Genomic DNA, 26,567 nt, shown 5'->3' with positions numbered 1-26,567 from the left:
CTGTATCCAGGCTGCCAAGGGCCGGTGCGTCGCCTGCCCTTGGCGCTTGTTTTTCAACAACATTGGACACACACATCTGGCCTATCACCGCGAGCGTCAACCAGGCGGGCCACCTGGAGATCGGCGGCTGCGACACGCTGGCGCTGGCCCGCGAGCACGGCACGCCGCTGTACCTGCTGGACGAGGCCACGTTCCGCGCCAGCTGCCGGGCCTACCGCGAGGCGCTGGGGCGGCACTACCCCGGCGCATTCGCCATCCACTACGCGTCCAAGTCGCTGCTGAACACCGCCGTGGCCCAGCTGGTGAAAAGCGAGGGTCTCTCGCTCGACGTGGTGTCGGGCGGCGAGCTATGGGTGGCGCTGCGGGCGGGCTTCGCGGCGGAGCGCATCCACCTGCACGGCAACGCCAAGCCGCGCCACGAGCTAGAGCAGGCCCTGGCGGCAGGTGTGGGCAATATCGTGGTGGACACGCTGGATGAGCTGCGGCTGCTGGCCGAGCTGACGGCGGGGCGCACGGGCCAGCCGCAGCCGCTGCTCATCCGTGTTGCGCCGGGGATCGCGGCCCACACCCACGCCCACATCCAGACCGGCCAGGCCGACTCGAAGTTCGGGCTGCCGCTGGTTCTGCTGGGCGAGGCGGCGGTCATCCTGCGCGGCGCGCCCGGGCTGCGGCTGCGCGGCCTGCACTGCCACCTGGGGTCGCAGCTGTTCGAGACCGATATCTACCAGCGGGCCGTGGATGTGCTGCTGGATGCGGCGGCGGCCCTGCGCGACCAGCAGGGAATCGTGGTGGATGAGATCAGCCCGGGCGGCGGGCTGGGCGTGCCCTACACCCCCGACCAGCAGCCCCCCGATCTGGATGCCTTCGTCCGCACGCTGAGCGCGGCCATGGCGGCGGGCTGCGCGGCGCGCGGGCTGCCGCTGCCCACCCTGGTGATCGAGCCGGGGCGCTCGATCGTGGCGCGGGCGGGCGTGGCGCTGTACGAGGTGGTGGCCCGCAAGCCGCTGGCGGGCGGCCCTGGCCGGGCCAGCGCGTTTGTGCACGTGGATGGCGGCATGGCCGACAACATCCGGCCCGCGCTGTACGAGGCCGTGTACACCGCCGCGCTGGCCAGCCGCCCCACAGCCCCCGCCGAGGAGCAGGTGCACGTGGCCGGGCGCTACTGCGAGTCGGGCGATGTGCTGCTGCACGATGCACACCTGCCCCACGCCGCCCCCGGCGACCTGCTGGCGCTGGCCACCGCCGGGGCCTACACCCTGAGCATGGCCAGCAACTACAACCTAGTGCCGCGCCCAGCGCTGCTGCTGGTGGGCGACGGCAGGGCCAAGATCATCCAGCGGCGCGAGACCTACGAGGATCTGGCGCGACGAGACGCAGGGATCGAAGGAGAGAACCAATGACCGACACCGCAGCGCTGCCCACCTGGGATGTGTCCGAGATCTTCCCCAGCCTGGAGTCGCCCGAGCTGGCCGCCGCGTTCGAGCAGGCCGTGCAGCAGATCGGCGCGCTTGAGCAGCTGTTCGACCAGGCGGGCATCCGCCAGGGCGCGCAGCCCGAGGCCAGCGCCGCCACCGCGCGCAGCTTCGAGCAGGCCATCGGCCAGCTCAACCAACTAACGGAGCAGATCACCACCATCCACGGCTACCTCCACAGCTTCATCTCCACCGACTCGCGCAACGAGCTGGCCCAGGCCAAAATGAGCGCGCTACAGCGCGAGCGGGTACGCGTGGCCAAGCTCGACACCCGGCTGGTGGGCTGGCTGGGCGCGCTCGATGCCGAGGATCTGCTGGAGCGCTCGGCGCTGGCCCGCGATCACGCCTTCGTGGTGCGCAAGGCCCAGGCCAGGGCGCAGCACCTGATGGGCCCCGACGAGGAGAACCTGGCCGCCGACCTACGGCTGACCGGCGGCAGCGCCTGGAGCAAGCTCTACAGCACCTTCAGCTCGCAGCTGCTGGTGCCCTTCGACAGGGGCCAGGGCGCGCAGGATCTGCCGATCAGCGACATCCGCAACCTGGCCTTCGACCCAGACCGCGAGGTGCGCAGGCGGGCCTACGAGAGCGAGCTGGCCGCGTGGCGGCGGGCGCAGGTGCCGATCGCGGCGGCGCTCAACAGCATCAAGGGCGAGGTGGTGACGCTGGCCGCCCGGCGCGGCTGGGCCGAGCCGCTGGAGATCGGCCTGTTCGAGAACAACATCGACCGCGCCACGCTGGATGCCATGCTGCAGGCCGCAGGCGAGTTCTTCCCCGACTTCCGCCGCTACCTGCGCGCCAAGGCCAGGGCGCTGGGCGTGCAGAAGCTGGCCTTCTACGACCTGTTCGCGCCCGTGGGCGGCGGCGGCGGCAGCTGGAGCTACGGCGAGGCCCAGCGGTTCATCCTGGCCAACTTCGGCAGCTTCTCGCCCAAGCTGCGCGGCCTGGCCCAGCGCGCCTTCGACGAGAACTGGATCGACGTGGCCCCGCGCGAGGGCAAGGTGGGCGGCGCGTTCTGCATGAAGATCCGCGGGGGCGAGTCGCGCATCCTCACCAACTACAAGCCCTCCTTCGGCGGCGTCAGCACGCTGGCCCACGAGCTAGGCCACGCCTACCACAACCTGAACCTGGGCCAGCGCACGCCGCTGCAGCGCAGCACGCCCATGACCCTGGCCGAGACCGCCAGCATCTTCTGCGAGACGATCGTGGTGCAGGCGGCCCTGGCCCAGGCCGGGGACGACGAGCGGCTGGCCATCCTGGAGGCCTCGCTGCAGGACTCGACGCAGGTGGTGGTGGACATCACCAGCCGCTTCCTGTTCGAGCGCGATGTGCTGGCCCGCCGCGCCGAGCGCGAGCTTTCCGCCGACGAGTTCTGCGCGATCATGCGCGACGCCCAGCTGGCCACCTACGGCGACGGGCTGGACGCCGAGCAGCTGCACCCCTACATGTGGGCGGCCAAGCCGCACTACTACGGCTCGCTGTTCTACAACTACCCCTACATGTTCGGCCTGCTGTTCGGCCTGGGCCTCTACGCCCGCTACCAGGCCAGCCCCGAGGAGTTCAAGACGATCTACGACGACCTGCTCTCCTCGACCGGGCTGGATGATGCGGCGGCGCTGGCGGCGCGCTTCGGGATCGACATCCGCAGCGTGGACTTCTGGCGGGCCAGCCTGGGGGTCATTCGGGGCCAGATCGACCAGTTTGTCGAGCTGGTGGGCTAGGCAGCTTTTTGGCACAAAGAAACCGGCTGGGCGGCATGCGCCCAGCCGGTTTTTGCTGCCCCGCAGCGCGCTACTGGGCCAGCGCGGCCACCGGCCCCGAGGCATCCACCAGTTTGGCGCGGGTGCCCCTGGTGGTGTCGATCAGCCACAGGCTGCTGCCGCCCTGGTCGGCCACGGCCAGCGGGCCGCGCGCGGCGGCGGGGGCGTGGCTGTAGGCCACGTAGGCCAGCGAGCCACCCTTGGCCACAAACTGGCCGAAGCCGCCCAGCGTGGTGCCGTAGGCCAGCTGCGTGGGCTGGCCCTGGGCGGGCTGCTGGAACAGCGCGTAGCTCTGGGCCAGGCTCGACGCGCACTCGCTGGTCAGGTAGTACAGCGAGCCATCCGCGCCCCAGGCCGCCGGGCGCACCCAGTAGCCGCTGGCGATCTCGCTCAGCTTCGTCCCGCTGGCGTCTAGGGTCAGCAGCGCCGCGCCGGTGCCATCGGCGCGCAGGGCCTCCACGGCGATCGCGCCGGTGGGGCTGGCCAGCGGCCTGCCCAGCGATGCGTAGGTGCTGCCCACGGTCAGCGCCGCGCCGATGTCCTGCTCGGCCCCCTTGGCGCCCAGGAACAGGGTGCTGCGGGTGTCCTCGGCCTGCGCGGCGTAGACCAGGCGGTCGGCATCCAGCCACTGCGGCGCGAAGCGGCTCCACTCATCGCTAGGCGAGCCAAGACGGGTCGGCTCGCCGCCCGCCACGGGCACGGTGAACACGCCCCAGCGCAGCGGCGTGGTGGCGCTGTCGGTGGCGGCGAAGGCCACGCGCTTGCCATCGGGCGAGAAGGCCGGGTCGGCGCAGGTGCGGCCAGGCGCGGCCAGCTGCTCGGGGTCGCCGCCATCCAGGCCCATCACCCACAGCGCGCTGGTGGCCAGCGAGTCATCGGCGGATGCGCCCGACTCCACGCGGCAGAATGCGATCTGCTTGGCGCTCTCGCTCACCGCCAGGGCCGTCTCCACCTCCGCCGAGCTGGTGAGGTTGGTGGCCTTGCCATCGGCGAAGCGCCAGATGTCGCCGGACTCCAGGTAGTAGATCGGCGCGGGCTGGGCGGCGCTGCCCGCGCTGGCCTGGGTCAGCATGTCGCTGGTGTCGGAGATCGCAGGCTGCTTGGCCACCTCCACCACCAGCCGCAGCGGGTTCTGGGCCAGCGACACGCGGAAGGGCAGCGGCTGCTTGAGCAGCAGGGCCAGCTGCGCGCCCGCATCGCCATCGGCCACGCGGTAGCCTGCGGATGCGATCGCGGTGGTGCCGCTCAGCGCCAGCGTGGGCGTGATGGTGGAGGCGCGGAACAGGTCGTCGTGCAGCCAGCCGTCGAGGCTGATCAGCAGGGCGTAGCCCTCGTTGCCCTGGGGCAGGCCGATCTGCTGGGCGTCATCGGCGGCGCTGAGGCAGTGGGCCAGGGCGTGCGGCAGCACCGAGCTGTCGGGCACGCTCAGGCCCAGCTCTAGGCGCTCGAACTTGGCCTCGACCGTGGTGGTGATCGTCGTCACCCTGGCCGAGAACCGCCCGCCCGCCGGGTCGCCCGCCACCTGATCGCACAGCGAGAAGCCCTTGAGCGCCGCGTCGGGCGCGGGCGTGGGCGGCAGCGGCAGCTTGGTGGGCTCGGGGGTGAGCGTGGGCGTCGCCGTAGGGCCGACGGTCGGCGCGACGGTGGGCGTCGGCACCTCGCTCGGCGTGGGGGTAATCAGCACAGCGGTGGTGGTGCTGCGCAGGCGCTCCTCCTCGGCGATCGAGATCTGGGTGCAGCCCGTCATCACGGCGAGGCTAGCACAAAGCAGCAGGACAACATGGGGTTGTTTCATGGCACTTCGAGCAACGTTCAACGTCCCAGGCTGCCGCACAAGGCGGGGGTGGCCCAGAACAGGCGGCGGCACGTAACTTCGGATATTGTAATGCGAAAAACCGATCTTTCAAGTTTGGCGCGGCATATGCCCGATGACGATGCGTTCTCAATACACGGGGCATTCTTTAGCACCAAGGCACCAAGGGCGTAACGGGAATAAACGCCGCAAAGACCCAAAAGCGCAACGGGAAGGCAAACAAACGAATACCGCGAGGAAAGCACACTGCCGCACATGCAGAAGGCGCAGCCCTACGCGCGGCTGCGCCCCTGCCAAACGATGACTGATCTGGCCCAGCTAGTCGCCAGGCAGCACCACCTTGATCCAGCCGCGCCGCATGGCGTAGACCACCGCCTGGGTGCGGTCGTTCACGGCCAGCTTGCGCAGGATGGAGGAGACGTGGTTCTTGACCGTCTGGTTGCTGATATCCAGCTGGATCGCGATCTCCTTGTTGGTGCGACCAGCGGCGATCAGCTCCAGCACCTGCAGCTCGCGCGGCGAGAGCGGCGAGTAGATGCTCTGGGTGTCCTCATCCACCGCCATCTGGCGGAAGGCCTGCAGCACCTGGCCGGCCACATCGGGCAGCGAGAGCACCAGATCGTTGATCGGGTAGTCGCCGCGCTGCACGCGCTTCAGCCCATGCAGCAGCTTCTCCCACGAGATATTGCGCGGCATATACGAAGCGACGCCTGCGCGGATGGCCTTCACCACCTGCTGGCCATCCATGGTGGCCGCCAGCAGCGTGATGCCGATATGGGGGTGGGTACGCTTGATCGCGCGCGCGACCTCTAGCCCGTTCACGCCGGGCAGGTCAACCTCCATCACCACCATATCGGGGTCGGTGTAGTCGACAAGCTGGATCGCCTGCTGACCGTTGCTCGCTTCACCGCTGATCCGAAAATCGGGCAGGCTGTTGATGTTGTGTCGCAATCCCTCACGGAAGAGCGCGTGGGCGTGCACAAGCACAATCGAGGACTGGCTCACGATCGCCTCCTGCGTAACGAGTGAACCGCATGAATCACAGCACACTGCCCCAACAAGCACACCTGCCGGGCGATGAATGCGAACAGCTCGTCACAAACTGAGAATGTCGGCATTATACCGTATCGAAAATCTTGACACAAGCGATCTTGTGTTACATCGCTACGTACCCAATACAGCTCGATACGCAAAGCAGCTGCAAAAACACGCGCGCATCCATGCGCAAAGGGAAGCCTTTAAGCACAAAGGATGCAAGAGTAGGTTGGCTGCTATTTCTCTCTATGATACGCCTCTTCTTCTTCTATAGGGCAACATTTTGTTAGCAATTTCGAAGAAGATCTGTTATGACCGGCGTGCAAAAACGAGCCGACGCCTGCGTTCGCAAACCCCGGCGGATGCAAAAAATACTCACCGTATCCTCAGGCTGCTATCATTGGGGCCTATTTGACGCGCAGCAGCCCCGCCAAGTATACTCGCGCGTAGTATGAACACACGAACGATCCTACGCACGCTCGCCGCGCTGGCGCTGCTGGGGCTGCTGCTGGGCGGCCTGGCCGCCCTGGCGTGGTTTGATAACGAGGCCAACCGCGGCATCACGTTCGCGCCCAACCCCGCGCCCATCCCCTACGCCGACGGCCCGCTGATCGGTGTGAACGCCTACAACATCCAGTTCGAGGCCGACCACGCCAAGGTGGTGCGCACGCTGGAAATGGCCCGCGACATGGGCGCGCGCTATGTGCGCATGCAGCTGCCCTGGGATGATGTAGAGATCGCCGCGAAGGGCGACTTTGTCGATAGGCGCAACGGCGCAGCCCGCGACGCCTGGGAGAAGTACGACCTGCTGTTCGCCGAGCTGAAGCGGCTGGGCCTAGAGCCGATCGTGCGGATCGACCGCCCGCCCGACTGGGCCAGGGCCAAGGCCATCGCCACGCCCGAGTGGCAGGCCATCTTCGCGCTGAACGGCAACTCCAGCGGCCCGCCCGACAGCTACGCCGACTACGCCGACTTTGTGGCGGCGGTGGCCGCGCGCTACCGTGGCGAGGTGCGCTACATCCAGATCTGGAACGAGCCGAACCTGAAGGACGAGTGGAACGGCCAGGAGCCATCGCCCGCGCAGTTCCTCGACATGCTGCGCCAGGCGGGCCGCGCCGCCCGCGCCGCCAACCCCGCCGCCGTGATCATCTTCCCCAGCCTGGCCCCCACCGACGGGCTGGACAGCCGCGCGCCGCTGACCGATCTAGAGTACCTAGATGCGATCTACCAGCTGGGTGGCGCTGCCGACTTCGACATTATGTCGGCCCAGGCCTATGGGCTGGGGCAACCGCCGGATGAGCACCGCTACGTGTTCGCGCGCGGCGGCGGCAACTGGAACTGGCGGCAGCCGATCGACACGCGCATCGATGTCTCGCGCCTGCCGCTGCTGCGCGAGGTGATGGAGCGCAACGGCGACGCGCACAAGGCCATCTGGATCAGCGAGTTCGGCTACACCGCCGCGCCCGAGAGCATCCCCGCCGAGCGGCGCTTCGGCTGGGGGCCGCCAGTGAGCGAGCAGCAGAAGGGCGAGTACCTGGTGGGCCAGATCGAGCGGGCGCGGCGCGAGTGGCCCTGGGTGGGCGTGATGAATGTGTGGATCTTGCGCTGGGGCGGCCCCGACCCCAGCCCGGATGACCCCACGCCCTACTTTGCCCTGGTCGACCGCGACTTCCAGCCGCTGCCAGCCTACGCCGCCATCCAGCGCTACCTGGCCCAGCCCGCCGTGGCGGGCGTGGGCGCGCACACGCTGGCCCACCCCGCCGCCATACGGCAGGGCGACCGAGTGTCGTTCCGCTTCGAGGGCACATCGCTGGCGCTCACCGGCAGCGGCGCGGCCAGCGTGGCCATCGACGGCGGCCCAGCATCCCAAGTAACGCTCGCAGGCCAGCCCACCACGGTGACCCAGCACCTAACGAATACCGCACACACCGCCGTAATCACGGGCGCGGCCCCCGCCGCCCTGATCGTGGCGCGCGAGCACGCGGGATGGGCCTGGGCGGCGGGCGCGGGCACGCTGCTGGTGGCCCTGGCGGCGCTGGGCGCGGCCATCCCGCGCATCATCTTCCTTTCTGCCCCGAAGGGTAAACAACCGTGAAGCGACTGCTCGATCTCCTCAACACCTGGAAGCTGGCCGACCCGCTGGCGCTGGCGGGCATGTTCATCGGCATGGCCCTGATCTACCGCACCGTCTCGCTGCCGTGGATCGCGGTGGGGCTGGTGGTCTTCGGCGCGCTGGCCCTGGCGCGGCCTGGGCTGGCGCTGCTGTTTGTGCCGCTGAGCGCACCCTGGTACCTCTCGCCGGTGTACATCCCCGACATCCGCGCCAGCGGGTTTGTGCTGCCGCTGCAGGAGATACTGCTGCTGATGGCGCTGGGCGGCGCGGCCATCCACGGGGCCGTGGGCTGGGCCAGGGCGCGACGGGCGGGTGCCGAGGTGAACGCCGAGCTGGGGCGGCTGGCCCCGCACGCGCTGGTGCTGGTGGCGGGCGTGGCGGGCGTGGCGATCGCGATCGAGCGCGGGGCGGCGCTGCGCGACTTCCGCTGGATGGTGCTGGAGCCGCTGTGCTTCTACCTGGCCGCGCTCTACTTCCAGCACACCGACAGGCGCTACCTGTGGAAGCTGGCCGGGGCCTTTGTGGTCAGCGGCAGCTTCGTGGCCGCGCTAGGGCTGCTGCAGCGCGTGGGAGTCGATCTGGTGCCCACGCTGCTCAGCCCCACCAAGAGCTACGCCGACAGCGTGGTGCAGGCCGGGGACGCCACGCGGGTGGCCTCGGTCTACGGCCACCCCAACAATTTGGGCATGTACCTGGGCCGCGTGTGGCCGGTGGCGCTGGCGCTGGCGCTGGGCTGCTGGGTGGCCCAGCCCGCACGGCGCGGGCTGGCCCTGGCCCTGGCTGGGGCGGCGCTGCTGTGCCTGGCTGGGCTGGTGGTATCGCTCTCTCGCGGGGCCTGGCTGGGCGCGATGGCCGCCATGGCCATCCTGGCGATCGGCTGGCTGCGCGGGGCCGGGCGCGGGCGCACGGCGGCCTGGCTGATCGGGCTGGGCGGCGTGGTGGCCATCCTGGCCGGGCTGGTGATCTCGCTGCGCGGCGGGCTGGGCGGCGGCAGCGCCGACGTGCGCCTGCTGTTCTGGGGCGAGTCGATCGACCTCATCCTGCGCCATCCCCTCGGGCTGGGGCTGGACCAGTTCTACTACTACCACAACCCCGAGTTCGGTCGCAGCCTGATCGACCCCTCGCTGATCGGCACATCCGAGCAGTACGCCAAGCACCCCCACAACCTTATCCTCGAGCTGTGGCTGCTGCTCACCCCGCTGGGTCTGATCGCCATCGCCTGGGTGATGCGGCGCTTCTTCCGCGAGAGCGCCATGCTGCTGGCCGATAGGCCGCGCAACCCCGTGGGGCTGCTGGCGCTGGGCGCGGCGGCGGCGCTGGGCGCGGCGGCGGTGCACGGCCTGGTCGACTCGTTCTATTTCTGGCCCGATCTGGCCTACGCCTTCTGGCTGCTGGTCGCCTTGGTTGACTCGGCGCGGCTCAAAGTGATGAAAGCTGAACTCTTTCAGGCCCCATAGTACTAATAGTCTATATACACCCCCTGTCATTAAATGGTAATATAGCAGTACCGCAGCCTATATACCACTGTGTATAATAATCGGACGGGAGGATGACAGGGGGGTGGCCCGCACAGCCACAACGTTCTCTCCCTGTCGCAGCAGCTATGTTCGACCACGAGTCTTGGCGACGTACCATCGCTTCGCGGCTGAATGACTTCGCCCGAAACCCGCGTCAGGATCTCCAGCTCGCCGGAGCGCCATCGCTGCTCGGCTACCTTGTGACGAGGAGCATCGAGCCGTTCTTGGATGCCTTCCAGCGCGAGCCGATCGCCGCTGTGCTCTCCCTCGCCGACATCGTGCGCGGCCCAGGGGCCGACCAGCTGGTGCAGAAGGCCGCGCGCATGCGCTACCCCTCGGCCACCCAGATCGACCGCGACCTGCGCACCAACGCCGATTTCCGCATCACCGTCGAGCAGCTGCTGGTCGAGCTGCAGACCCTGCCCATGGTGCGCCAGCGGCTGAACAGCACCCGCGAGCAGTGGCTGCGCAACGCGCTTGAGCAGGAGCTCGATAGCTATCTGGGCGAGTTCAAGCAGCTGCGCCGCGTGCTGCGCGACCCCACCTGGCAGACCCGCTACGATTCGCTGCGCGCCCTGCGCAGCCGCCAGGGCCGCTACACCCCCGCCGACCTCGTGCTCATCCACGACGGCCTGAGCGACAGCGCGGCCCACGTGCGCACCGCCGCCGCCCGCTGCCTAGGCACCATCGCCGAAGTGCCGCCGCCCCTGCTGATCAAGGTGCTCATCCACGTGGCCCTGCACGACCGCGACGCCGAGACACGCTACGCCTCGGCCCGCTCGGTGGGCATGCTGCGCGACCGCATCACGTCGCCGAACCTGCTTGAGTACCTCTCCACCTGCCTCTTCGACACCGACAGCTTCGTGCGCTCCTCGGCGGCGCTGGTGCTGGGCCAGCTGGGCGAGATCGCCGGCGCGCCCTCGCTGGTGCAGAAGCTGACCAAGCTGCTGGATGACCGCGACACCTACACCCGCGAGGCGGCGGCCCGCGCGCTTGGCCGGATCGGCCACGTGGCCGCGATGCCCGAGGTGATCACCGCGCTCCAGCGCGCCGCCGACCACGGCGACATCTCCGTGCACGAGGCCGCCACCGAGTCGCTCCAGCGACTGCGCGAGCTGCGCACCATCCCGCCGCTGCAGCTGGCTGTCAACGCATAGGAAAGCGCCGGAATGTACTTCCGGCGCTTTTTCCACCCCTCGCGATCTTTTATCTCCCCGATCACGCCACCAGGCCTGCCGGGTAGGCAGCGCGCAGCCAGGCCAGCGTGCGCTCTATGGCCTCGGCCCGGCTCACCAGCGGGGCATAGCCCAGGTCGCGCGCGGCCTTGGCGTACGACACATAGCAGTCGTTCCCCAGCGTGGCGATCACATAGCGCGTCAGCGGCTGGCCCGCAGGCGCGCGCGGCCACAGCCTCGCCCACAGCTCGCTGGCGGCGGCGAAGCCGTAGGCCAGCCGGAAGGGGATAGTGCGCGCGGGCAACGCCAGACCATAGGTCGCCAGGTAGGGCGCGAAAAAGTCGATAAACGGCGTCGGCTCGCCGTCGGTGGCAAAATAGCACTGGCCTGCCACCGGCGAGCCAGGCAGCAGCCGCTCGGCGGCCAGCGCATGCATGTGCGCCACATTGTCCACATACACGTGGTCGTAGCGGCTACCCTCGGGGCGAACCCGCACCAGCTGGCCCTGGCGGGCCGCCTGGATGATCGCGGGGATGCGCACATGGTCGTCGGGGCCGAAGATGCCCACTGGCCGGATGGCGCAGGTGAGCAGCTGCCCGCGCCCATTGGCGGCGATCACCTCGCGCTCGGCGGCGGCCTTGGTGCGGCTGTAGGTGTCGAGAAAGCGCGCCGGGTAGGGCAGGCGCTCGTCGCCAGCGCGGATGGGGCGGCCATCGAACACCACATCGATCGAGCTGGTATAGATCAGGCGCGGCACCCCCGCCGCCACGCAGGCCGCGATCACGTTGCGGTTGCCCACCACATTCACCTCGTGCAGCACGCGGTCGGCCCCAGGCCGCCACTCGATCACCGAGGCGCACTGGAACACCGCATCCACCCCCGCGCAGGCCGCGCGCAGCTCGTCGGGGCGCAGGATATCGCCGCCCACATACGCCGCGCCCGGCACCGCGCAGGGCTTTCGGTCGAACACGCGCACCTGCCAGCCGCGCCCCAGCAGCGTGCGCACCAGCGCGCTGCCGAGGAAGCCGCTGCCGCCAACCACGAGCGCCACCAGCGGGCCTGACCCAGCCATATGTCCCCCTAACGTCCAAGCTGCGCCAGCGCACTCTCAAGATCGGCCTCCGTGCGCACCTGGGCCAGATCCACGCCCAGCGAGACTAGGGCCTGCGCCACCTCGGGGCGAATGCCCACCAGCGTGATCTGAAGGCCTACCAGCCGCGCGCTCGCCACCAGCGCGAGCAGGCCCTGGGCCACCGCCGTATCGATCACCGGCACGCCCGACACATCCACGATCAGGTGGCGCGCACCGCCGCGCCCAGCCACCGCCAACGCGCGCTGCTGCGCCATCTGCATCCGCCCGCCATCCAGCGCGCCGATCAGCGGCAGCACAAACATGCCCCGGCCCACGGGCAGGATCGGCAGGGTCATCTCGTCGATCACCTGGCGCTGCTCGGCCAGCTCATCCAGCAGGATCTGCTGCGCGACCGAGCGCTCGGCCAGCTCATCCAGGGCGTGCTGAAGGGCTGCGGTGCGCTCGGCCACCTTGTGCTCCAGCGAGCCGCTCAGCGCGGCCAGCTCGTGTTCGCGCTCTAGCGCGCTGGCCAGCGACCGCCGCAGCTCGCCGCCGAAGCGGCCAACGCAGAACGCGGTGATCGCCAGCACCACCACAAAGCCGCCCACAATGCCCACGGTGTTATCGCCGCTGGGCGCGGCCAGCCCCACGATCGGCGCGCCCAGCCGCTCAAGCGCCACGCACGCCAGCACGCCCGCCACGCTGGCCGCCGCGATCGCCACCGCGCCGCGACCGCCCAGCAGCACCCCCGCGATCACCACAGGGATGGCGTAGATGCACAGGGTCGCTCCGCTGGCGGCTAGGCCCGTGGCGGCAAGCACCAGCGAGGCCACCAGCACCAGCCCCAGGCTCACCACCCATACCGCCGCGCGGATCGCGCCACGGCGCAGGAACCAGATACCCACCATAGAGGGGACCGCGCTGACCGCGATCGCCGCCGAGAGCCCGGACTTCACATCCATGCTCAGCCCGGTAGCGAAGGGCAGGGTGGCTCCCACCACCGCGAAGACCAGCATGGTGACGAAGAAGCTGCGCATCAGCGCGACCGAGCGCAGATCGAGCTGGTCGGATGGGCGTGTTGATGAAGAAGGCGATGTTTGCATGGCGCATGGCTCGGCTACAGCGAAGATACAGCGCTACGTTCCCGGCAAGCACATCCGCCCTGAGTATAGCATAAAGCTGAGAAGCCTAACACGCGGCCTACGACACACAACAAAAAAGCCAGCCTCTCGGCTGACTTTCTGTGTATGGAGCGGGAGACGGGGTTCGAACCCGCGACCTGCACCTTGGCAAGGTGCCGCTCTACCAACTGAGCCACTCCCGCATACATGAGTATAAGGCCGGTTGTACAGCCTATTTGAAATGGAGCGGGAGACGGGGTTCGAACCCGCGACCTGCACCTTGGCAAGGTGCCGCTCTACCAACTGAGCCACTCCCGCATCGACGTGGCGCAGTATACCATAGGTCTTTAGGAATTGCAAATCGCGCCTGCGCCCCGAAGAAGCCAGGCGGCCAGCAGCACCTCGATCAGCTCGATCTCGGCTTCCCGCTGGGCCAGATCGCAGGCGGCGGCCAGCGCTGGCGGCAGCGGGGCGGCCAGCAGCGGGGCGATCTCGGCCCAGCCCAGCAGGGCCAGCGCCGCCGCGTGCGGCTCGGGGGCCAGATCAGCAGCCAGCGCGTAGGCCCGGTGGCCGGCGAAGCCGCCCGCCACGGCTAGGGCCTGGGCTGGCGCGGCGTGGTCGGGGTGGGCCTGGGGCAGCGCCGCGCCCACGTGCCCCGCCAGCGCCCCAGGCCAGCGCGTGACAGCGGCCCAGCGCTGCTCGGCGGTGATCACCAGCGCTGCGCCGCCAGGCCGCAGCACGCGGTGCAGCTCGCGCGCCGCCAGGGCGGGCCGGGCAAATAGGCCAAACGCGGCGATGCACACCGCCACATCCAGGCTGCCCTCGGCCAGCGGCAGCGCGTGGGCGTCGGCGGCCAGCGCGCCTGGGCCAAGGCCACGCAGCGCGCCCGCATCCACATCCAGCGCGATCACACGCGCGCCAGGGCCATAGGCCGCACGGATCAGGCCCAGCTTCTCGCCTGCGCCGCTGGCCAGATCCAGCACCCACGGGCGCTCGCAGGCCGCAGGGCGCGCTTGCAGCAGGGCGGCGATGGCTGGTATCATCGGCGCGTGCAGATCGTGGTAGGTCATCATCCCCCCAAAAGATCGGAACCCCTATGCCCATCCAGCGCATCCGAATGCTGTGCTTCGACGGCCCCAACATCGCTGGCCCGCGCCCCGGCGTGCTGCTGCACGCCATCGCCCCGCGCGATATCGGCGCGGCGCTGCGCAACGGCCTGCGCAACGGCGTGCAGCGCGCTGGCCTCACCATCGCCGCGCTGCAGATCGCCAGCGCACCCGCGCCAGGCGGGCTGGCCACCCAGGTGTGGTTCGAGACGCCCACCCCGCAGCTGGGCGCGGCGCTGCTCGGCTACCTGCTCGACGGCCTGGATGCCCACGAGGCGGGCGACGGCGGCTGGGATGACGACGACCAGATGCTGCTGCTGCAGGAGCGCGTGGCGGCGCTGCGGCTGCCTATCGGCGCGATCCAGGCCATGGCCGAGGCCAGCGTGCGCGGCATCCCCACCTTTCAGCGCGCCGATGGGCAGATCCAGTTCGGCTATGGGGCGCGCGGGCGAGCCGTGGCGCTGGCCGACCTCGCGTCGGGCGCGGGGATGGCTGGCCCGTGGCGGGGGGCGGGGGGCATACCATTGGTGGCCACCTGCGGCGCGGCGACGCTCGCGCGCGGGCTGGCGGATGAACTGGCGCGAGGCGGCTGGCGGGCGGTCTGGGCCACGGCGGCCAGCTTCGACCAGTGCCGCGCCCTGCTGGCCAACCCCGACGCCGAGATCGCCATCATCGACCTGGCCCCCGCCGACATGCTCGCGCGGGGGCTGGCATTTGGCAGCTGCGCGCTGGCAGCGCTGCTCGGTGCGCCGCCCAGGCTGGATGCCGCGCTGGATGCCGACGAGCCGCTGCGGGCGGCGGCCCTACCGCTGCTGGTGGCCGAGCAGGGCGCGGTCAATATGCAGCTGCCCTATGTAGAGCGCCTACAGCCCTTCCTGCCCAGCCAGATCGCCCGCGCTCCCTCTGCCGAGGCGCTCGGCCAGGTGCTGGCCGAGCTGGTGCGCCAGCGCTGGGGAAGCCGCTAGGCATCCTCTTCAGTGCCGTAAAACTTGAGCGTGGAAAGATCGCGCAGGTGCTCGGTGAACAGCACGCCGTTCAGGTGATCGATCTCGTGCTGGAGCGCCCAGGAGAGCATGCCGGTGGCCTTGCGGATGCGCTGCGGGCGGCCATCCAGATCGAGGTAGTCCACCGTCACCCAGGTGGCACGCTCCACCTCGCCATACCAGCCGGGCAGGCTCAGGCAGCCATCCATGATCTTCTCTTTGACCGGGCTGGCCTTCACGATCTGTGGGTTGATCAGCACGTAGTGCGCCGCAGGCCGGGTCACCACCTCGCTGCCATCGGGCAGCGTGGCGGTCTTCTGGCCAAAGCCGATCACGGCCATGCGCTGCAGCAGGCCGATCTGCGGGGCGGCGAGGCCAGCGCCGTTGGCAGCCTCCATGGTCTCGAACATATCCTCGGCCAGCGCGCGCAGCGCGGGGTTGGGCAGCTTCACCGGGTGCGAGCGCGACTTCAGCACCTTATTGTCGTTGGGGTCATCGATCCGCAGAATCCGGCGCAGGGCCATCGTGGTCTCCTCTTGCAGCCCGCACCGCGCTACTTCACCAGCAGCACTGGCAGCGGGCTAATATCCAGCAGATCTCCCGTCACATCCTCCAGCATGATCTGGTCGAGCGCGCTGACCGCCCGGTGCGCGCCGATCACCAGCAGGTCGTAGCTGCCTACCCGCAGCTCGGCCATGATCTCGTCGATCACCAGGCCCACGCGGCCCTTGACCTGGGTGGGCACGCCCTGGCTGCTGAGCCACTGGGCGGCATCGCGGATCACCCGCGCCTCGCTGGTGCGGGCCTCCTCAAGCGCATCGGCGAACAGCTGTGGGAAGCTGCTGACCAGCTGTGAGTGCGGCGACATCACGTGCAGCAGCGTCACCGAGGCCCCCAGCGGGCGGGCCAGCCGGGCCGCGATCGCGATATCTTCAAAGGTGTGGTCGTCGCCGCCGCTGGCCACCAGCACGCGCCGCAGCGGGCGGGCCGAGCCGTGCACGCGCAGCACCGCTGGCTCCAGCCGCTGGGCGGTGGCCTTGCTCTGCGACTCGGGCATCAGGCGGCTGGCCGTGCTCTGCAGCCGCCCGAAGATCACCAGGTCGTAGGCGTGCTCGCGCGAGGCCGCAAGGATGGCCGCCTGGGCTGTCTCGGCCAGCGCGCGCTGAGCCACCTCCATCCCGGCGGGCGGCGCGAGGCGGCGCTGCGCATCGTACAGCAGCTCGCGCTCGCTGGGGCAGGCCGAGGTGACAAGGGTGAGCGATGTGGCGACCTGCCGCACGATGGGCTTGCAGATCTGCAGCACCAGCTCGCGCGACGGTGCCGGGCCGACGTAAATCAGAATACGCATCGGTAAAACGCTATCACACAATCATCCCCGCGCCAACCCCACACAGCAAGGGGTGCGCAGGCCAGGATATTGTGCGATCATGTGTGCCATCTTCTACCATTGTACCAGCAAACCACGGGCTGTCATGTTGCGGCTGCCCGCATCAGAAAAGGCGAGAGCCGCCAGCGGAATGGCAGCTCTCGCGCATTGCTATGCGGCAGAGCAGGTTAGCCAAGCAGCTCTAGCAGGTACTCGGGCAGGCGCACCGGGCGGCGGGTTTCGCGGTCGATCACCATATGGGTGGTGCGGGCGCTGAACAGCCTGGCCCCGCTGGCGGCGTGGCTGCCGACATAGTCGAAGCTAAACTGGCGGCTGCGCACGTCGGAGGGGCTGGTGTGTATGGTAACGGTATCATCGTATTTTGCCGGGGCGTGGTAGCGCACCTGCAGGTCGCTCAGCACGATCAGCAGGCCGCGCTCCTCGAACTCGCGGTAGCTCAGCCCGCGCGCGCGCATCAGCTCGGTGCGCCCCACCTCTAGCCAGACCACATAGCTCGAATGGTGAACGATCCCCATCGCGTCGGTCTCGGCGTAGCGCACCTGCACCTGCGATTCGACATAGGTTTGTAGACGTTCCATGAAAAAGTATCTCGGCGCGATGGCGCTAGATGCCCCAGATCGCACCCTCCCCTGTGATCACTACATGGGCCGCACCCTGCTCGGCCAGATGGGCGAGGTGGGCACTGATGGCGGAAAGAAAGATCATGTACTGCGGCATGGTCGTGAAGATTTTATCATACGCGCGCTGCACGCGGCTCGCGATCATGTTGATCGGCGCTGGGTCGCGCAGGGCCATGCGCACATAGGATGTGGCGCGCTCAACCGCCGCGCGGTTCTGCTGGATGAGGGCGGCCAGATCGGCACGCGCGGTCAGCCCGCCGTGGCCTGGCAGGAAGAAGTCCTCGGGGCGGTCGGACAGGCGCGCCAGGCTGGCCAGCTGCTGGCCGATATGGTGAGCAAAGGGCACGCCGTGGCGCTCCAGGGTGGCCCCGCCAAACAAGCTGTCGGCGGCGAAGCAGACCCCATCCAGCGCCAGGCCGACCTGGCCGATGCTATGGCCCTCAAGCGGGATCACATCCAGCGATACGCCCGCCACATCCAGCGTCCCCGCCGGTTCGAAGCGGCGCACATGGGCGGTGGGCTTGGCCATCAGCCACTTGGTGCGCAGCTCGGCCACCGGCGCGGCCCCCAGGCTCAGGTAGATCGGCTCTAGCTCGGGCTGCTCGATCAGGGCGGCCTCGTCCCGAGGCGCAAAAACCTCGGCATCGGGGTAGGCGTTTAGCAGGTACTCGTTGCCGCCGATATGGTCGGCGTGGTGGTGGGTGTTGATGATCGCGCGCAGCCGCAGGCCCTGGGCATCCAGCGCCTTGCGGATAGCCCGCCCAGTGTCCTTATCTATCCCCGTATCAATAACCAGCGCCTCGCGGCTATCGGTGGCGATCACCCCCAAATTATTGCTGCCCGCGATAAAAAAAACCCGTCCCTGGATGTGCTGAAGCTCGGATGTCATTGCTATCTCCCTTCCCTAGATGCTGTAGCAAGGGCAAAAAAGGCGCAGCCCGCACCAGAGGCGGTACGAGCAGCGCAGGAGATCGGCCAGCGAGATATCGGCAGCGAAGGGTCAGACGACCGGCGCATCGGTTGGAGGTACCGCAACATCCGCGCCAGCGGCGGGCGCGGCGGCCTGCGGCAGGGCACACCAGTGGTCGAGGCCCACGCGAACCAGCCAGAGCGCCACGATCACGGCGATCACCGAGGGCGTGACCAGCGAGGCCGTGGCGCCGAGCGCCGCCAGGATGGCGGGCACCAGCGCCTTGACGCGGTCGGGGAGGTCGACGCCGCCCATCAGGGTGCGGTAGCTATCCTTCAGGCCGGGGGTGGTGGGGTCGCAGATCTCGCGGTGGATGGCAGCCGAGTAGAAGTTGAGGAAGCGCTGGGCCATCGGCCCGAAGCCGCCGCCCGCATCGCCGCCAAGCACCCATGGGTCAGGCGGGCTGCCATCGAGCACCAGCGCCTGGGCGTGGGTCTGCTGCTGTAGCTCGGCGTCAAGCTGGCGCAGCAGCTCGCGCTCATTGGCTGTCGCGAGGCCAATGCTGAACACATGCTCGATCGCTTGGCTGATCTCGCTCTCGCTGATCATGGGTGCCTCCTCATAAACATACCGCAGGCTAACGCTCTGCCAAAAAAGCGCAGGAAAAGCAGGGTGAAAAAGGGCAGAGGCAGCGCGGTAGCGTGATTGTTGTGCAGCAACAAGCTGCGCGGCGGCCAGCGCCGCCATCGCCCAAAGTATAGTGGATGCATAAGGCCGCGGTCAACCACGCAAGCGATCAGGTTCATAGCAAAATGCCCGGCTCGGGGGCGCTAGCCAGCGCGGCGCAGCGTGATAATCGTGGCCTCGGGGCGGCAGCCTAGGCGGATACCCATGCCGCTCAGCCCGCGCGAGACGTACAGCCACAGCTGCCCGACCTGATAGCGCCCGCCCACATAGGCATCGGTGTAGCGCGGGGTGGCGAAGGGGCCGAGCAGCGGCAGCCGCATATGGCCGCCGTGGGTGTGGCCCGAGAGCTGCAGGGCGACGCCGCGGCTGGCGGCGGCGGGGGCGTCGTGGGGGGTGTGGGCCAGCAGCAGCTTGAATCCATCGGCGGGCACGCCAGCCAGCGCCGCATCCAGGTCGGGCGTGCCATCCCACACGTCGTCGGTGCCCACCAGCCACAGCTCGCCGCCGCGCCAAGTGATGCGGCGGTGCTCGTTCATCAGCAGCGGGATGCCGCAGTCGCCTAGGGCCACCCGCAGCGCCGTCACGCTCTCCCAGTAGTCGTGGTTGCCAGGGATGGCGTAGACGCCCAGCGGCGCGCTCAGGTCGCGCAGCAGCCCGGAGACCAGGTGCACCGTGGGCGGCTCGTGGATGAAGTCGCCGGTGAAGGCCACCAGCTCGGGCTGCTCGCGCCGCATCTGCGCGATAGCCCAGCGCAGATTCTGCTCGGCACCACGCGCGCCGATGTGCGCATCGGAGAGGTGGCCGATGCGCAGACCATCGAGCGCGGCGGGCAGATCGGGCAATACAAAGGTCTGGCGCGTCAGCACTGGCAGGTATGGCTCGACCAGCATGGCGTAGCCCCCGGCCAGCGCGGCCAGCGCCCCCAGCAGCGCCACGGCAGGCCAGCCGAAGGCCAGCACCAGCAGCGCCCCCGCCAGCGCGCCGATGCCGCCAGCGGCCAGCCAGCGGCACGAGATCACCACATCGCCGGGCACATTGGGCTTGCGCCTCGACCCTGCGAAGGCCTGCGGTGCCGACGCCGCGCTATCATGATAGGAAGGGTGGCTGGTCTTCCTGCTCGTCTCTGCCATAGCACTACCTTACTTGACTAGGGATGATCGGAACGGTCGCATATTTCACCAGTATACCCTAGCCCATCCAACACCCTATAACATACCGCGCCGCAAAAACGGCGCGGCTTCGTAGAGACGTAAAAAGGGCCCGGGATCAGATCCCAGGCCCTCGACACATATCGCTCTTAGACTATCGCCGCAGCTAGCGCACGCGCCCACGGTTGAACATATTCACGATGCCCAGCAGCACGATCGCGCCGATGAACGAGACGATCAGCGACCAAAGGCTGAAGTTCCCATCGTTAATATTGACATTCGAGCCAGGGATGATCGTAAAGATGATACCGCCGATAAACGCGCCCACAATACCGACCACGATATTGAGCAGCGCGCCCTGCTGGGCATCGGTGCGCATCACCAGGCTCGCCAGCCAGCCGACCAGAGCGCCGAACAGCAGCCACAGGATGAAGTTAATCATGATGATACTCCTTGTTAATCGTGCGCCTACGCGCGTTGCGTCTCTGGTTCCCTTGTAAAGCAAATGCCGTGCCACGCTCTGCTAGATCGCGACCTCACGCCCACATCAGGCCAGCATCAGGCATGGCGGGCCGGGGCATGCTATACTGAAATCCGCATCACAATCAGATAGAGAGCACCATGAGCGAAAACAATAGCCGCGACCCCAAGCCAGCGGCCTACACCGATAAGACCATCCCCACGACCAAGGCCCAGCCCGAGCCACGGCCCGAGCCGCGCCCCAGGCCCCAGGCCCGCGCCGCCAGGCCGGCTGGCTCGCCACGCCCCGCCCAGCGCCCCCAGGCCCGCGCCGAGCAACCCGACGACGCGCCGCGCCCGCATGCCCAGCGCCCCGAGCCGCAGCCGCGCCCACATGCCGCGCCCAGCGCCAGGGCCAGCGTCACCTCGCGGCCCCTGCCCAGGGCCCAGGTGGCGCGCCGCCGGAGGGCAGCCGACCCGCGCTGGGCTATGGCGCGCAACATCGCCCTGGGCGCGCTGGCCCTGCTGGTGGTGCTCGCGATCGCGGCGTACAGCCAGGTGGGCGCTGTGGCCAGCGCGGTGGTGGTGCGCGATGTCCGCCCGGCGGGCTTCGCGCTGGGCGGCGGCGCCAACATCCTGATCGTCGGCACCGACGAGCGGGTCGGCTACCCCGGCGAGGGCGTGCGCGGCGACACGCTGATCGTGGCCCACTACGACACGGCGGGCCGCTGGGCCGGGCTGCTCTCCATCCCGCGCGACACTCAGGTGAACCTGCTCGACATTGGCGCGACCAAGATCAACATCGCCTATGGCCAGGGCTACGCCCGCGCCGAGGAGCTGTATGGCCCCGGCACCACGCCCCAGGAGGGCGGCATGGCGCTGGCCGCGCAGACCGTCGAGCAGCTGCTGGATCTGGGCAAGCACAACCAGCGCATCGACTATATGGCCACCATCAACTTCGATGGTTTCGCCCGCATCATCGATGCGCTGGGCGGCGTGACGATCGATGTGCCCTACGCCATCCACGACGAGGAGTACCCCACCGAGGATTTCGGCGTGCAGACCATCGACTTCCAGCCCGGTGTGCAGCGCATGGATGGCGAGCGCGCCCTGATCTACGCCCGCACCCGCCACGGCTCCAGCGACTTCGAGCGCAGCGCACGGCAGCAGCAGGTGGTGCGCGCCATGGTGGATGAGGCCAAGGCCAAGGGGCCGGTGGGGCTGGCGCTGGCCATGCCCAAGCTGCGCGAGAGCCTGCGCGGCGCGGTGGCCACCACGCTGCCCTTCGCCAACCCCGGCCAGCTGCTGGGCCTGCTCTGGCTCGCCAGCGGCCTCAGCTCCAGCGACATGGCCCAGGTGCGGCTCAGCCCCGAGCTCGACCCCAGCTACCAGGAGATCGACTACAACCTGCTCTGGAGCCAGCAGGGCCTTGACACGGCGGTGACGGCGCTGCTTACCAAGCCCACACCCGCCAACGCACAGGCCGAAAACGCCCGTGTGCAGGTCTTCAACGCCACCGATGCGACCGGGCTGGCCACCAAGGTCAGCTTCACGCTGGAGGATGCCGGGTTCGCCGTGACCACGCCGGGGAACGCGCCCGCCACCAGCCAGGCCCGCACCGTGGTCTACGACATGCGCGGCAAGCCCACCACCGCGCGGGCCATCGCCAGGCTGCTGGGGGCCAGCTACATCCAGGGCGCGCCCGAGGGCATCGAGAGCCAGGCCGATATCGTGGTGGTGCTGGGCCAGGATGCGGTAAAATAGCAGTATTGCGACAGCATGCCTCGGGCGGGCGCGATGGATTCATCAGCCCGCCCTTTTATGTCTACCAAAAATAAGGTATAATAGCGAGCCGTGACAACACTAACCGAACGACCAAATATCTACGACATGAGCCTGGCCGAGCTTGAGGCCACACTGCGCGGCTGGGGCCAGCCCGCCTTCCGCGCCAAGCAGATCTGGCGGCAGCTCTACGTCAACCTCCTCCAGAACCCGCAGGAGATGACCGACCTGCCCCTGGCGCTGCGCGAGCGACTGGCCGCCGAGCTGCGCTTCGGCTCGCTAGAGCTGGTGCGCATGCAGCAGGCCGACGGCGGCCTGACCCGCAAGGCGCTGTTCCGCCTGCCCGACGGCCCGGTGCTGGAGAGCGTGCTGATGGTCTACCCCGACCGCGCCACCGCCTGCGTCTCGACCCAGGCAGGCTGCGCCATGGGCTGCGTGTTCTGCGCCACCGGGCGGCTGGGCCTGCTGCGCAACATCACCCCCGGCGAGATTGTGGAGCAGGCGCTGTGGGCCGCCCGCGAGGCCCGCGCCGTGGCCGCACCCGCGCCCAGCGCCGATGGCGACGACGGCGGGCGCTGGGAGGCCGAGGATGCGCCCCCCGGCGGGCCGCGCCGCCTGAGCAACCTGGTGTTCATGGGCATGGGCGAACCGTTCGCCAACTACGACCGCTGGTGGAAGGCCGTCGAGCGCCTGCACGACCCACAGGGCCTGAACATGGGCGCGCGTAGCCTCACCGTCTCTACCGTGGGGCTGGTGCCCGGCATCCTGCGCCTGGCCGAGGCGCCCCTGCCGATAAACCTGGCCATCTCGCTGCACGCGCCGGATGATGAGCTGCGCAGCGAGATGATGCCGGTCAACCGCCGCTTCCCGATCGCGCGGCTGCTGGAGGCCACCAGCGAGTACATCGACAAAACCCACCGCCGCGTGTCGTTCGAGTATGTGCTGCTGCAGGGCAAAAACGACTCGCCCGAGCAGGCCGAGCGCCTGGCCGACCGCCTGCGCGGCATGCTCTGCCACGTGAACCTCATCCCCTGGAACCCCGTGCCGGGCGCGCCGCTCAGCCGCTCGCACAGCGAGCAGATCCGCGCCTTCCAGCGCGTGCTGCAGGATCGCGGCGTGGCCTGCACCGTGCGCATGGAGCGCGGCGTGGCGATCGCGGCGGCCTGCGGCCAGCTGGCGGGCAGCGCCGCGCCCAGCAGCCAGGGCGAGATCCCGCTCGTATCATAGTCGGCCCAGCATCCCCAGCGTTATCCACAATCCTGTGGATAACGCGTGGAAATTGGGGACGGATCTTGTGGAGAACTGCCGCGATCCTGTGGATTTCTTTTGCACAGAGCCATCGCCCGTGCTATACTTTGCGGCGTCCTGAAGACAGCCCAGGGGCGCTCGATGAAGCTACGAAGCAACGCTCGCACCGACGTCGGCAAGACGCGCGACCACAATGAGGACACCTTCGGCATCGGCGAGACCGACGCGAGCGACCGCTACGGCGATCTGCTGGTGGTGTGCGACGGCATGGGCGGGCACGCCGCAGGCGAGGTGGCCAGCCGGGTCGCCGTCGATGTTATCCTCGAAGCCTACTACCAGAGCGAGGGCGACAACCGCGCCCAGGCGCTCGGGCAGGCCTTCGAGGCCGCCAATAGCCAGGTCTTCCGCCAGGGCCGCGGCACCATGGGCACCACCGGCGTGGCCGCGCTGTTCTTCCACAACACGCTGCACATCGCCAATGTGGGCGATAGCCGCGCCTACCTCATCCGCGGCGAGGCCATCCATCAGATCAGCCGCGACCACTCCTTCGTCAGCGATCAGATCGCCGCAGGCATCCTCACCCCCGAGCAGGCCCGCGTCTCCATCCACCGCAATATCATCACCCGTGCGCTTGGCCACCAGAAAGATGTAAACGTCGATCTATTCGAGTGGCCGCTGGAGGTGGGCGACGTCGTGCTGCTCTGCTCGGATGGCCTCCACGGCCTGCTGACCGACGACGAGCTGCACGCGATCATCACCGCCAACACCTTCGAGGATGCGCCCGCGCTGCTGGTGGATGTGGCCAATGGTCGCGGCGGCACCGATAACATCACGGTGGTGCTGGGCCGCGTGGATGCGCTAGATGGCGATGAGGCGCTGGTCGACCGGTCGATCGGCAGCATCACCGAGCGGATCACCGACCGGATCGTGCTGCCGCCCGATGCCCCGCCTGCCCCACCTGCCCCACCTGCCCGCCAGCGCAGCCTCAGGCCGCTGATCGGGCTGCTGGCTAGCCTGCTGGCGCTGGTGCTGGCGGCTACGGTCTTTTTCGCGGCGATGAACAGCGCACCTATTGATCACGCGCCCGCCGCCACCGCGCCCGCCGCCACCGCGCCCGCATCCACCGCGCCCGCATCCACTGCCCAGCCAACGCCCGCGCTGATGTTCCCCGCACCAACCCCCATCCCGCTCACCCCGACGCGGATACCGTAGCGATATCCACAGCTCCACTGCGGAGCTTACATTTATCATACTTAGTTTCTTTCAGAAACCACATTACTTAAAGGTGCATACTTGCATTTATATATCTGTATTCTATACTAGGTACAAGTCTCTGCGAGATAAATCCGACATAGCATACAGGAGTACGATCATGTCCACTATCGCCGTCACCGGTGCCACCGGCCAGCTGGGCCGCCTCGTTATCAGCGCGCTGAAGGCCAAGGTGCCCGCCAACGAGATTGTCGCGCTGGTGCGCACCCCCGCCAAGGCCGCCGACCTGGGCGTGGCCGCGCGCGAGGCCGACTACAGCCAGCCCGCCACGCTCGGAGCCGCGCTGGCCGGGGTCGACAAGCTGCTGCTGATCTCGGGCAGCGAGGTGGGCCAGCGCATCGACCAGCACCGCAACGTGGTGGAGGCCGCCAAGCAGGCCGGGGTGAAGCACATCGTCTACACCAGCCTGCTGCGCGCCGATAGCTCGCCCATGAGCCTGGCGGTAGAGCACAAGGCCACCGAGGAGATCATCAAGGCCTCGGGCATCGCCTACACCCTCCTGCGCAACGGCTGGTACATCGAGAACTACGCGAGCAGCATCCAGAGCGCCCCGGCCACCGGCGCGGTGCTGGGCAGCACAGGCGAGGGCAAGATCGCCGCCGCCGCACGCGCCGACTACGCCGAGGCAGCGGCGGCGGTGCTGGCCAGCGCTGGCCACGAGGGCAAGGTCTACGAGCTTGCGGGCGACCATGCGTTCACCCAGGCCGAGCTAGCCAGCGAGATCGCCCGCCAGACCGGCAAGCCGGTAGTCTACAAGGATCTGCCGGTGGCCGAGTACGCCGCCACGCTGGCCAGCTTCGGCCTGCCCGAGCCGGTGGCCCAGATGATCGCCCAGTGGGATGTGGACACCGCCAACGGCGCGCTGTTCGACGACGGGCACCAGCTCTCCGCGCTGATCGGCCGCCCGACCACTCCGCTGGCCGAGGCCGTGGCCACACTGCTCAAGTAGCCCCAACACAAAGGGCGGTGCCGCTATGGCACCGCCCTCTCTTCTTGCCCTCCCCACGCCCTACACCTCTTCCTCCACCGGGCGCGCGTCGAAGCGCTGCTGGGCCTCCAGCACCGACCCGATGTTTGTCTCCGACCAGATGCGGATGGCATCGACCAGATCGACCAGCGTGCCGCCCAGCGGGGTGAGCGCGTACTCGACCCGCAGCGGCACCGTGGCGAAGACCCGCCGCGTGATCAGGCCGTCGCGCTCCAGGTCGCGCAGCTTTTGGGTCAGCACCTTGGGCGAGATGCCCTCGACATCGCGGCGCAGCATCCCAAAGCGCTGCTTGCCCCCAGCCAGCCGCCCCAATATCAGCACCGTCCACTTGTCGGCGATCCGATCAAGCATCAGACGCGTCGGGCAGTTCTCGCTGTAGGCATTCGCAGGAAAGATCGCCATCGCCTCCATAGCAGCCCCTCGATATCTTTTAGATATCTTATTCCCTAAAAGTAAATGATATCTATTATAAATCCCTAGGTAGGAATGTCAAGGATCGGCAGCAGCACAAAAGATTTGGTATCATGGGCGAATGCATTTCATGACAACACTACCAGCGCTGCTGCTTGACGGGCTGCTCTGCCGCTGCCCGCAGTGCCACCAGGGGCCGATCTTCGCCCGTATGTTCGCCGCCCACCACGCCTGCCCGGTCTGCGGGCTGCCCTTCGAGTCGGCCTCGGGCGAGGTGACGGGGGGTATGGGCATCAACATTGTGGTCACGCTGCTGCTGGTGCTCAGCGCCGCCGCCATCGGCGGCTTCAACCAGAACATCCCACTGCCGCTGTTCTTCGCGGTGATGGGCGCGGTCACCTTCATCTTTCCGATCCTGTTCTACCGGCCATCGCGGGCGCTGTGGATCGGGCTGCTCTACCTGATGGGCGACCACACCGAGGGCGACTAGC

At 68.5% G+C, this 26,567-nt stretch carries 24 protein-coding genes and 2 tRNA genes; 11 read left to right on the top strand and 15 right to left on the bottom strand.

Features of this window, described 5'->3' with window-relative positions; all coding sequences use genetic code 11:
* Positions 1-11 precede the first annotated feature (11 nt).
* Entirely contained in the window at positions 12-1,400 is a 1,389-nt protein-coding gene (gene lysA / locus F8S13_14960; protein KAB8142284.1) for a diaminopimelate decarboxylase, read from the top strand.
* Positions 1,397-3,190: a M3 family oligoendopeptidase gene (locus tag F8S13_14955; protein ID KAB8142283.1), complete on the top strand. Its 1,794-nt coding sequence runs from the start codon at positions 1,397-1,399 to the stop codon at positions 3,188-3,190. Before lysA ends, F8S13_14955 begins: the two co-directional genes overlap by 4 nt.
* Positions 3,191-3,260: 70 nt before the next feature.
* Here F8S13_14955 and F8S13_14950 read toward each other — a convergent pair whose 3' ends face one another.
* On the bottom strand, positions 3,261-4,976 hold the full coding sequence (locus F8S13_14950; GenBank protein ID KAB8142282.1) for a hypothetical protein: 1,716 nt from the start codon (positions 4,974-4,976) through the stop codon (positions 3,261-3,263).
* A gap of 384 nt (positions 4,977-5,360) precedes the next feature.
* Positions 5,361-6,047 (bottom strand): response regulator transcription factor, encoded by a 687-nt coding sequence (locus F8S13_14945; GenBank protein KAB8142281.1) that lies wholly within the window; start codon positions 6,045-6,047, stop codon positions 5,361-5,363.
* Between the two features lie 481 nt (positions 6,048-6,528).
* Between F8S13_14945 and F8S13_14940 the strand changes: the two genes are divergently transcribed.
* The 3 genes from F8S13_14940 to F8S13_14930 all read left to right on the top strand — a co-directional run bounded on the left by F8S13_14940 (position 6,529) and on the right by F8S13_14930 (position 10,864).
* The gene (locus tag F8S13_14940) at positions 6,529-8,172 is read left to right on the top strand and encodes a polymerase (protein ID KAB8142280.1); all 1,644 of its coding nucleotides are present in this window, start codon (positions 6,529-6,531) and stop codon (positions 8,170-8,172) included.
* A complete protein-coding gene (locus F8S13_14935) occupies positions 8,169-9,647 on the top strand; it encodes an O-antigen ligase domain-containing protein (protein ID KAB8142279.1) in 1,479 nt (492 codons plus the stop codon). Before F8S13_14940 ends, F8S13_14935 begins: the two co-directional genes overlap by 4 nt.
* Before the next feature lie 146 nt (positions 9,648-9,793).
* Positions 9,794-10,864, top strand: coding sequence for a HEAT repeat domain-containing protein (locus tag F8S13_14930; GenBank protein KAB8142278.1), 1,071 nt, complete (start codon positions 9,794-9,796; stop codon positions 10,862-10,864).
* A 61-nt stretch (positions 10,865-10,925) separates the two neighbouring features.
* Here the strand turns inward: F8S13_14930 and F8S13_14925 are convergent, their stop codons facing one another.
* The 5 genes from F8S13_14925 to F8S13_14905 form a co-directional block, all read right to left on the bottom strand.
* A complete protein-coding gene (locus F8S13_14925) occupies positions 10,926-11,954 on the bottom strand; it encodes an NAD-dependent epimerase/dehydratase family protein (GenBank protein KAB8142277.1) in 1,029 nt (342 codons plus the stop codon).
* Between the two features lie 8 nt (positions 11,955-11,962).
* Complete coding sequence (locus F8S13_14920) at positions 11,963-13,057, bottom strand: STAS domain-containing protein (protein ID KAB8142276.1); 1,095 nt, start codon at positions 13,055-13,057, stop codon at positions 11,963-11,965.
* A 145-nt stretch (positions 13,058-13,202) separates the two neighbouring features.
* Positions 13,203-13,278, bottom strand: a tRNA-Gly gene (locus F8S13_14915).
* A gap of 39 nt (positions 13,279-13,317) precedes the next feature.
* Positions 13,318-13,393 (bottom strand) — tRNA-Gly (locus F8S13_14910).
* A gap of 29 nt (positions 13,394-13,422) precedes the next feature.
* Positions 13,423-14,148: a class I SAM-dependent methyltransferase gene (locus F8S13_14905; GenBank protein ID KAB8142275.1), complete on the bottom strand. Its 726-nt coding sequence runs from the start codon at positions 14,146-14,148 to the stop codon at positions 13,423-13,425.
* A 23-nt stretch (positions 14,149-14,171) separates the two neighbouring features.
* Here F8S13_14905 and F8S13_14900 point away from each other — a divergent pair, with 23 nt between their 5' ends.
* Complete coding sequence (locus F8S13_14900; GenBank protein ID KAB8142274.1) at positions 14,172-15,146, top strand: DUF4938 domain-containing protein; 975 nt, start codon at positions 14,172-14,174, stop codon at positions 15,144-15,146.
* Here the strand turns inward: F8S13_14900 and def are convergent.
* The 7 genes from def to F8S13_14865 all read right to left on the bottom strand — a co-directional run bounded on the left by def (position 15,143) and on the right by F8S13_14865 (position 20,355).
* On the bottom strand, positions 15,143-15,688 hold the full coding sequence (gene def / locus F8S13_14895; protein ID KAB8142273.1) for a peptide deformylase: 546 nt from the start codon (positions 15,686-15,688) through the stop codon (positions 15,143-15,145). The two genes, F8S13_14900 and def, sit on opposite strands and share 4 nt — an antisense overlap.
* A gap of 29 nt (positions 15,689-15,717) precedes the next feature.
* On the bottom strand, positions 15,718-16,512 hold the full coding sequence (locus tag F8S13_14890; protein KAB8142272.1) for a universal stress protein: 795 nt from the start codon (positions 16,510-16,512) through the stop codon (positions 15,718-15,720).
* A 206-nt stretch (positions 16,513-16,718) separates the two neighbouring features.
* Positions 16,719-17,129: an acyl-CoA thioesterase gene (locus F8S13_14885; protein KAB8142271.1), complete on the bottom strand. Its 411-nt coding sequence runs from the start codon at positions 17,127-17,129 to the stop codon at positions 16,719-16,721.
* Positions 17,130-17,154: 25 nt separating this feature from the next.
* Complete coding sequence (locus F8S13_14880) at positions 17,155-18,060, bottom strand: MBL fold metallo-hydrolase (GenBank protein KAB8142270.1); 906 nt, start codon at positions 18,058-18,060, stop codon at positions 17,155-17,157.
* A gap of 111 nt (positions 18,061-18,171) precedes the next feature.
* Positions 18,172-18,690, bottom strand: coding sequence for a hypothetical protein (locus F8S13_14875; GenBank protein KAB8142269.1), 519 nt, complete (start codon positions 18,688-18,690; stop codon positions 18,172-18,174).
* Between the two features lie 221 nt (positions 18,691-18,911).
* Positions 18,912-19,658, bottom strand: coding sequence for a metallophosphoesterase (locus F8S13_14870; protein ID KAB8142433.1), 747 nt, complete (start codon positions 19,656-19,658; stop codon positions 18,912-18,914).
* Between the two features lie 424 nt (positions 19,659-20,082).
* Complete coding sequence (locus tag F8S13_14865; GenBank protein KAB8142432.1) at positions 20,083-20,355, bottom strand: GlsB/YeaQ/YmgE family stress response membrane protein; 273 nt, start codon at positions 20,353-20,355, stop codon at positions 20,083-20,085.
* A gap of 182 nt (positions 20,356-20,537) precedes the next feature.
* Here F8S13_14865 and F8S13_14860 point away from each other — a divergent pair, with 182 nt between their 5' ends.
* The 4 genes from F8S13_14860 (at position 20,538) to F8S13_14845 (ending at position 25,626) form a co-directional block, all read left to right on the top strand.
* Positions 20,538-22,139, top strand: a complete 1,602-nt coding sequence (locus tag F8S13_14860) for a LytR family transcriptional regulator (protein ID KAB8142268.1) — start codon at positions 20,538-20,540, stop codon at positions 22,137-22,139.
* 126 nt (positions 22,140-22,265) lie between these two features.
* Positions 22,266-23,384: a radical SAM protein gene (locus F8S13_14855; GenBank protein ID KAB8142431.1), complete on the top strand. Its 1,119-nt coding sequence runs from the start codon at positions 22,266-22,268 to the stop codon at positions 23,382-23,384.
* A 162-nt stretch (positions 23,385-23,546) separates the two neighbouring features.
* Entirely contained in the window at positions 23,547-24,617 is a 1,071-nt protein-coding gene (locus F8S13_14850; protein KAB8142267.1) for a Stp1/IreP family PP2C-type Ser/Thr phosphatase, read from the top strand.
* Between the two features lie 160 nt (positions 24,618-24,777).
* Positions 24,778-25,626 (top strand): SDR family oxidoreductase, encoded by an 849-nt coding sequence (locus tag F8S13_14845; GenBank protein ID KAB8142266.1) that lies wholly within the window; start codon positions 24,778-24,780, stop codon positions 25,624-25,626.
* 60 nt (positions 25,627-25,686) lie between these two features.
* Here the strand turns inward: F8S13_14845 and F8S13_14840 are convergent, their stop codons facing one another.
* Positions 25,687-26,067, bottom strand: a complete 381-nt coding sequence (locus F8S13_14840) for a helix-turn-helix transcriptional regulator (GenBank protein KAB8142265.1) — start codon at positions 26,065-26,067, stop codon at positions 25,687-25,689.
* 130 nt (positions 26,068-26,197) lie between these two features.
* On the opposite strand from F8S13_14840, the gene F8S13_14835 reads away from it, so the two are divergent.
* A complete protein-coding gene (locus F8S13_14835; GenBank protein ID KAB8142264.1) occupies positions 26,198-26,566 on the top strand; it encodes a DUF983 domain-containing protein in 369 nt (122 codons plus the stop codon).
* Position 26,567 lies beyond the last annotated feature (1 nt).

Source organism: Chloroflexia bacterium SDU3-3 (assembly GCA_009268125.1).
Classification (GTDB): Bacteria; Chloroflexota; Chloroflexia; order Chloroflexales; family Roseiflexaceae; genus SDU3-3.
This window is presented reverse-complemented; position numbering and strand designations above follow the sequence as displayed.